Origin of the sequence: Stenotrophomonas cyclobalanopsidis (assembly GCF_008710035.1) — a bacterium.
Lineage (GTDB): Bacteria > Pseudomonadota > Gammaproteobacteria > Xanthomonadales > Xanthomonadaceae > Stenotrophomonas > Stenotrophomonas cyclobalanopsidis.
In genome coordinates this window covers 21,620-28,636 of record NZ_VYKI01000041.1, presented here as the reverse complement: position 1 = coordinate 28,636, position 7,017 = coordinate 21,620, and the positions used below count along the sequence as shown (strand labels likewise).

Genomic DNA, 7,017 nt, shown 5'->3' with positions numbered 1-7,017 from the left:
TGGGTCCGGTTGAGGGGGACGCCGTAAATACGTCCATGTAGGCTCGGTCGCCGCATCCATGCGGCTCACGCCCCCTCAACCGGACCCACCCCGCCTTCGACAGTTTCCTGCGAGCTGTCGGAACGGCGTTCTGCTTTGGTGGGTGCCGACCGTTGGTCGGCACGGGGTTGGATATCGATGTCTGACAGATGTGTCGACCAAGGTCGACACCTACCAAAAGCCGCCGTTACCAGTAGATCCACGCCATGCGTGGATGAATTCATTCGATATCCGACAGATGTGCCGACCAACGGTCGGCACCCACCATCAGCCGCGTGAGCCCGCCAACCCACGGATAGCCCGCTGTTGCCTTTGACGTTGACGTTGCCTTGAGCAGGTGCAGGGCGCAGCCCTGCCGAAGAACCTACTTCACCCGGCGGCCCGAGCGGTCGATGCGGAACCATTCGCCGCCTTCCATCGGCGTATGCCCATCACCATCCGGCGTCCCACGCCGGCACCCGTTGCAGACCTCCGCCACGCCATCCTTGAACGGCCACGCGAAATCGAACAGCGCCGGAATCACCTGGCGGAACTGCAGGTCGAAATAGCCCACGCGATCGCCCACGCGCCCGCGCAGCAGGCTTTCCTGCGGCGTGTCCGGGCCGTTGTCCCAGGTCAGCACCGGCAGGCTGCGGCCCGTGCGGTCCACGTAGTGGAAGCCCTGGTCGGCATAGACCACCGCCAGCCCGTGGTCGTCGTAATCCAGGTCTTTCAGCGCCGCTGCACTGATCTTCAGCGTGTGCCCGACCACCTCGCAGCCGGGCAGGGCCCGCAGGCCGTGCTCATCGGTCAGCAGCTTGCAGTCCGGTGCCTGTGCCAGCGCCGCGCCGCTGGCCATCAGGCCGCACAGCGCCAGCGACCGCACGAGGCGGCCGCCGGCAGGCAGTGGTCGCGAAGGCCGCGCTGTCACTGCGCCTCACCCTTGCGTTCGAACGCGGTCGGCGCCGGCAGCTGCACCGGCACGCCCTTGTCGTCGCAGGTGCCGGCCTGGCACAGGCGCTCGCGCAGGGCCGGGGTGGCCTGCACGATCATGTGGTAGATCGCGTTCTGTTCCAGGGTGCCGCGGATGGCCTTGCTGCCCGGGCCACGTGCCCAGATGCCCACGTCTTCGCCACCGTGCGATTCGGACTTCATCGGCACCAGCGCTTCCTGCATGTAGTCCGGGTGCTCGGTGTCCACGTCATGCAGGTTCGGGCGGCCGTTGGCCTGTTCGAAGCTGCTCGGGTTGTGCGGGTAGACCTTCGGGCCGGCCGGCTGCTGGTTGGTGGTGCCGGTGTGGCCCGGGCCGTTGGCGTAGCTCAGCGTGGTGTACGGCTGGCCGTTGCCATCCAGCGCGTAGTCCAGCTTGCCGGCGCCATCTTCGCCGCCCTTGTCCTTCACCTTGCCCAGGATCGGGTTGCCGCGTGCCGGGTAGCCGACGAAGTTGAGGGTGTGCGAGTGGTCGGCGGTGACGATGATCAGGGTGTCGTCGGCCGAGGTCAGTTCGTTGGCCACGCGCACCGCGTCGGACAGGGCGACGGTTTCGGTCAGGGCGCGGTAGGCGTTGCCGCTGTGGTTGGCGTGGTCGATGCGCGCGCCTTCGATCATCAGAACGTAGCCTTCCTGGTGCTGCGCGAGGTTCTTGATCGCCGCGGCGGTCAGCTCGGCCAGGCTCGGCTCACCGGCCGGGTCCTGCGGGCGCTCGTACTCGTAACGCATGTGGTCCGGTTCGAACAGGCCGAGGATGGCTGGCGCGGTGGCCGCAGCCGCCAGCTGCCTGCTGTTCCAGACGTAGGCACCCTGCGGATGCGACTGCTGCCATTCCTGCACCAGGCTGCGCCCGTCCAGGCGCTGGCCGACCTTGTCGTCGTACTCGGGGTCGCGTTCTTCCACGGTGGTGAATTCACCACGGCCACCGCCGAGGGCGACCAGCGGGCCACGGCCATAACGCGAGGTCGACAGCAGCTGCTGGGCGATGTCCTTGCAGCCGGCGGCCTTGGCGGCGTCGGTCAGGTCGGTGTCGTTTTCCCAGTTGCGGTCGGGCGAGTGCGCGTAGGTCGCGGCCGGGGTGGCGTGGGTCAGGCGTGCGGTAGAGACGATGCCCGTCGCCAGGCCGGCGCTGTCGGCCAGCTGCAGCCAGGTCAGCAGGCCCTTGGACAGGCTGTCGGCGCAGTCGCTGCGGCTGCCGGCGCTGACGCCGATCGCACCCATGTGGGTCTTCACGCCGGTGGTGATGGCGGTCATCGTGCCGGCCGAGTCCGGCGTCTGTGAATCGGTGTTGTACGTCTTGCTGAACGCCGTGGCCGGGAAGCGCTCCCAGGACAGCAGGTTCTCTTCGCCCGAGCCGCCCTTCTGCTGGCCTTCGTAGATGCGCGAGGCGGCGACGGTGGTCAGGCTCATGCCGTCACCCAGGAACAGGATGACGTTTTTCGCCTTGCCGGACATCGCGCCATTGGCGGCCGCCTGGGCGGCGCCGCTGCGGTACCACCACTGCGGGGTCTCGCCGGCCGGGTGGGCGACGGGATCAACGGCGACCTTCAGGCCGGCCGGTGCGGAGGCGGGAGTGGTGCTGGCGCAGGCGCCCAGCAGCAGGGTGGTGGCACAGGCGGCCAACAGGGAACGACGCATGGACGCTGGGATCTCACAAAGTGTAACGGGACGTTCATTATGCCCATCCCTGCAATGCACGCCGATGACACACTGTTTGCCGGTGGGGCGGTCGTACCGCCTGCTCGCTTGGGCTATCGTGCCAACATCCCTTCCTTCCTTCCCCCCTGGATTGCCTATGAAACTGGTATCTGCCTGGCTGCGGATTCCATTCTGGCAGCGCGTGGTCGGTGGCTTCGTGCTCGGCGCGCTGGCGGGCTGGGCGCTTGGCCCGGCCGCTGAAACGTGGTTCGGCCCGCTCGGCGAGCTGTACGTCACCCTCATCAAGATGATCGCGGTGCCGCTGGTGTTCTTCGCGGTCATCAACGCCATCTCTTCGCTGCACGGCCAGAAATCGATCGCCGCGCTCAGTGGCCGCACGTTCCTGTGGTTCGTCATCACCGCCGCGCTGGCGGTGTGCGTGGGCCTGGGCGTGGGTACGGTGCTGCAGCCCGGCGCCGGTGGCCTGCAGCTGTCGATGGCCAACAACTACGTGCCGCGCGAAGTGCCCAGCGTGGTGCAGGTGTTGCTGGACGTGGTGCCGTCCAACGTGTTCTACGCGCTGTCGGGCATCGGCACCAAGGTCAACGCCGCGGGCGAGACCGTGCTGGCTGCCGGCCGTGGTTCGATCCTGCCGGTGATCTTCTTCGCCGGCCTGGTCGGTTTCGCCATCGTCAAGCTGGGCGAGAAGGTGACCGAGGCGCGCAAGCTGGTCGGCCAGATGAGCGACATCATGATCCAGGTGACCCGCTTCGTGCTGGAAGTCACCCCGATCGGTACGTTCGGCCTGATCGCCGGCCTGGTCGGCAGCTACGGCTTCGAGAAGCTGCTGCCGCTGGGCCATTTCGTGCTGGCCCTGTACGTGGCCTGCGCGCTGCACATCATCGTGGTCTACAGCGCCCTGCTGCTCTCGCACGGACTGAATCCGCTGAAGTTCTTCCGCGGTGCCGCGCCGGGCATGCAGGTGGCGTTCGTCAGCTCGTCCAGCTTCGCCGCGATGCCGGTGGCGCTGCGTTCGATCACCCACAACCTGGGCGTCAACAAGGACTACGGCTCGTTCGCCGTGCCGCTGGGCGCGAGCATCAAGATGGACGGCTGCGGTGCGATCTACCCTGCGCTGTGCGCGGTGTTCATAGCCCAGTACAGCGGCGTGCCGCTGTCGCCGGAGCAGTACGTGGTGGTGCTGATCGCATCGGTGCTGGGCAGCTTCGGCACGGCCGGCGTGCCGGGCACGGCGGTCATCATGGCCACCGTGGTGCTGAGTGCGGCCAACCTGCCGCTGGAAACCATCGGTTACCTGTACGCGATCGACCGCATCCTCGACATGATGCGCACCATGACCAACGTGACGGGCCAGATGCTGGTGCCGGTGCTGGTGGCCAAGGAAACCGGCTTGCTCGACCAGTCGGTGTACGACAACCCGTCGACCAACGTCGGCCTGGACGACCCTGACCCGACCCCGCCGCGTAGCTGAAGCGGCACTGCAACGGGCTGTATCCGCACCTGTAACACTGCTGATACAGCCCCTGCCAAGCCTTGCGCAGCGTTGTTTCCTGCACGTTAAGGCAAACGAAATCCGAACGCCGCTGTAACACCCTGCTGGCAACGCGCCGCCCCCTCGACTGGTTGAACCGCTTGCTGCCAAGCGGTTTGGAAGTTGGCACGGAAGCTGCTCTGTCCCTGCGCATACGCAACGGGAGAGCGGCATGGTCAGCAGCACCACCCATCTCGGTTCCTCGGTCCGGCAGCTGGCGCTGCTGCTGGCCCTGTCCTGCCCGCTGGCGGCCGCCGCCTCCGGTGCACGCCAGGGTGTGAAGGCGCAGCCGGGCGAGATCGTCCTGCTGCGCGATGTGGCCGCACGTCCAGCCTATCGCATGGCGCCGCCCGGCATGGCGTTGATCGCCGATCCCAAACCACAGCATGAGATCGCCACCGCACTCGGCAGCGGCGGCGGCTCCAGCGGCATGGATGAACTGAGCGATGACGACTATGCCGGGCTCGGGGCGGGGCAGACTGGCCGCATGGCCGCGCCGGGCGGCACCACCGTGGAACGGGTGACCCACCAGGCCCTTGGCGGCACGCTGGGCCGTTCCAGTGACGGCGCGCTCGGCGGCAACAGCCTGGGCGGTGCGATGAGCGGCCCGCTCGGCGCCGTCGGCAACACCACCCGCGGCATCGGCGATACCGTGCGCGGCGCGCTGGCGCAGTTCCCGCTGGGCGCGGCACCGCAGGGAGGTGGCAAGTGAATCGCGCGGCGCGTGGCGCGCTGCTGCTGGTGCTGGCGGCTGCGCCCGCACTGGCCTGGGCCGATGATTACAGCGGCATGCTGTCTTACCTGGACGTGGCCCGCATCGGCGACCGCGCGCTGGTCGGTGCCAGCGGCGCCATCATGGTCAACCAGGCCAGCGGCGACTTGAACATCCAGGCCAACCTGCAGGGCATGGCCACCGGCGACCAGGCCAACGTCGCCATCGCCGCCCGCCAGCAGCACCATGCCGACGTGGTGCTGTCGGGGCCGCTGCAGGCCAGCGCACATATCGAAGGCCAGGCGCTGAACGGCGCCAGTGGCATCGCATCGATCAACCAGGCCAGTGGCATCGCCAACACGACGCTCAACGTCGTCAGCGCGACGCGGGCCCGGCAAGGGATACGCGAGACCGACGACGCGGCTTTGGCGGCGTCGGACATCGCGTCAACAGGGGAGCAGGGCGACACCGGCGACGGTGTTGCGGCGGATATCCGCAACGTCGGGATTTCCGCCTCGGCACTGCGGGGCTTCGACGGTGTCCTGCAACTCAATCAGATCGCGGGAGCCCGCAATGACACGGCCAACGTGCTTGGCATGGTCGTCCAGGGCAACCCGTGAGCAGTACCCACCACCCGATGTATCACTGATGAGAGAGAGGACACCATGAACGCGACTTTCAAGAAATCTGTGCTCGCCATGGCAATTGCTTCTGCCTCGACCGCCGCCGCGGCCAATGGCTGGGACAACCAGAACGCCAACGCGAACATCAACCACAACCATGTCGTGACCGAAACCCGTAACGACACCCACAACCACACCGACAACGAGGTCCGCAACTGGACCCGTACCAACACCACGGTGCGCAACAACACCGACAGCTCGAGCGTGACCCGCAACCGTTCGGTCAACGAGCAGGTGCAGAAGAACAGCAACATCCAGGTCGATGAGCGCAAGGAAAAGAACAACCACGGCGTCGATGTGAACCTGGAGAAGGACCTGCGCCTGAGCAGCGACGTGAACTTCTCCGGCGATCCGATTATCACCGGTGACATCGACCTGGATTCGGCCGCCATCGCAGTCATCGACAACCGCCAGTCGATCAGCCACAACGCCGCGTCCAACAGCCTGGTCACCAACAGCGCCTCGATCGCCGATGACGTCGGCTCGGGTGCCTCGGGCAACCTCGGCTTCAACGTCGTGGCCGGTGACAACAACGCGCAGGACAATGCGGCTTCGCTGTCCGCCGCTGACGCGTCCTTCAGCTTCGGCATGGCCGACGCCGAAGTGTTCGTCAACCAGTCCGGCATGGGCAACACCACCATGAACGCCGGCGTCACCAACGCTGCCGGCCTCGGTGGCAATGCCTTCGGCGGCGCGTCCGGCAACATCGGCGTGAACATCGCGTCGGGCAACAACAACGAGCAGAAGAATGCGCTCGCTGCGTCGGTGGCCACCAGCGCGATGGCCCAGTCCAGCATCAGCTCCAACCAGGTGTCCAGCGGCAATGCCGTGAGCAATGCCGGCTTCGTGCAGTCCTACACCGATACGGTGCAGGTCGGCATGAGCGGCGGTGTCAGCGGCCTGACCCTGGCCTATGGCGCCGGCACCTACAGCGGCCGTGGCAATGCCTACCAGATGGCCAACTACTATCTCGATACCTGGAGTGGCGACCTGCCGCACCCGGGTGGCAACGCGACCGGCCACATCGATCTGGACAACGAGATCCAGAACGCGACGCCGAACCCGGGCCGTCCGGGCGTCGGTGGCCTGGGCTTCGATACCCGTGAAAGCGGCACCAGCCAGTTCGTCGAGCTGGGCATCGCCGACCTGTACGCCAGCCTGAGCGGTACCGTCACGACCACCCGCTGGGTGAACGTGAATGCGACCAACACCGCGGCGCTGTCGGGCAGTGCGTTCTCGGGCGCCTCCGGCAACGTCGGCGTGAACGTCGCCTCGGGCACCGGCAACCTGCAGGCCAACAGCCTGGCCCTGGCCGTGGCCCAGCCGAGCACCGGTGGCGGCACCGGCGGCGGCGAGTAACACCTGGCGTGACCGCTTTCGCAGCGAAGCTGCGTTGAGTGCAACAAGCCCGGCCATCCGCCAAT

6 protein-coding genes are annotated in these 7,017 nt (G+C 67.1%); 4 read left to right on the top strand and 2 right to left on the bottom strand.

Going from position 1 to position 7,017, the window contains the following annotated elements; genetic code table 11:
* Positions 1-403: 403 nt before the first annotated feature.
* On the bottom strand, positions 404-949 hold the full coding sequence (locus FJU31_RS18525) for a WG repeat-containing protein (RefSeq protein WP_150456048.1): 546 nt from the start codon (positions 947-949) through the stop codon (positions 404-406).
* Positions 946-2,646, bottom strand: coding sequence for an alkaline phosphatase (locus FJU31_RS18520; protein ID WP_150456047.1), 1,701 nt, complete (start codon positions 2,644-2,646; stop codon positions 946-948). The genes FJU31_RS18525 and FJU31_RS18520 overlap by 4 nt, the downstream gene beginning before the upstream one ends.
* Before the next feature lie 157 nt (positions 2,647-2,803).
* Between FJU31_RS18520 and FJU31_RS18515 the strand changes: the two genes are divergently transcribed.
* The 4 genes from FJU31_RS18515 to FJU31_RS18500 all read left to right on the top strand — a co-directional run bounded on the left by FJU31_RS18515 (position 2,804) and on the right by FJU31_RS18500 (position 6,952).
* Entirely contained in the window at positions 2,804-4,138 is a 1,335-nt protein-coding gene (locus tag FJU31_RS18515; RefSeq protein WP_150456046.1) for a dicarboxylate/amino acid:cation symporter, read from the top strand.
* 232 nt (positions 4,139-4,370) lie between these two features.
* On the top strand, positions 4,371-4,910 hold the full coding sequence (locus tag FJU31_RS18510) for a hypothetical protein (protein ID WP_150456045.1): 540 nt from the start codon (positions 4,371-4,373) through the stop codon (positions 4,908-4,910).
* On the top strand, positions 4,907-5,530 hold the full coding sequence (locus FJU31_RS18505) for a hypothetical protein (RefSeq protein ID WP_150456044.1): 624 nt from the start codon (positions 4,907-4,909) through the stop codon (positions 5,528-5,530). Before FJU31_RS18510 ends, FJU31_RS18505 begins: the two co-directional genes overlap by 4 nt.
* A gap of 45 nt (positions 5,531-5,575) precedes the next feature.
* On the top strand, positions 5,576-6,952 hold the full coding sequence (locus tag FJU31_RS18500) for an adhesin (protein ID WP_150456043.1): 1,377 nt from the start codon (positions 5,576-5,578) through the stop codon (positions 6,950-6,952).
* Positions 6,953-7,017: the final 65 nt, after the last annotated feature.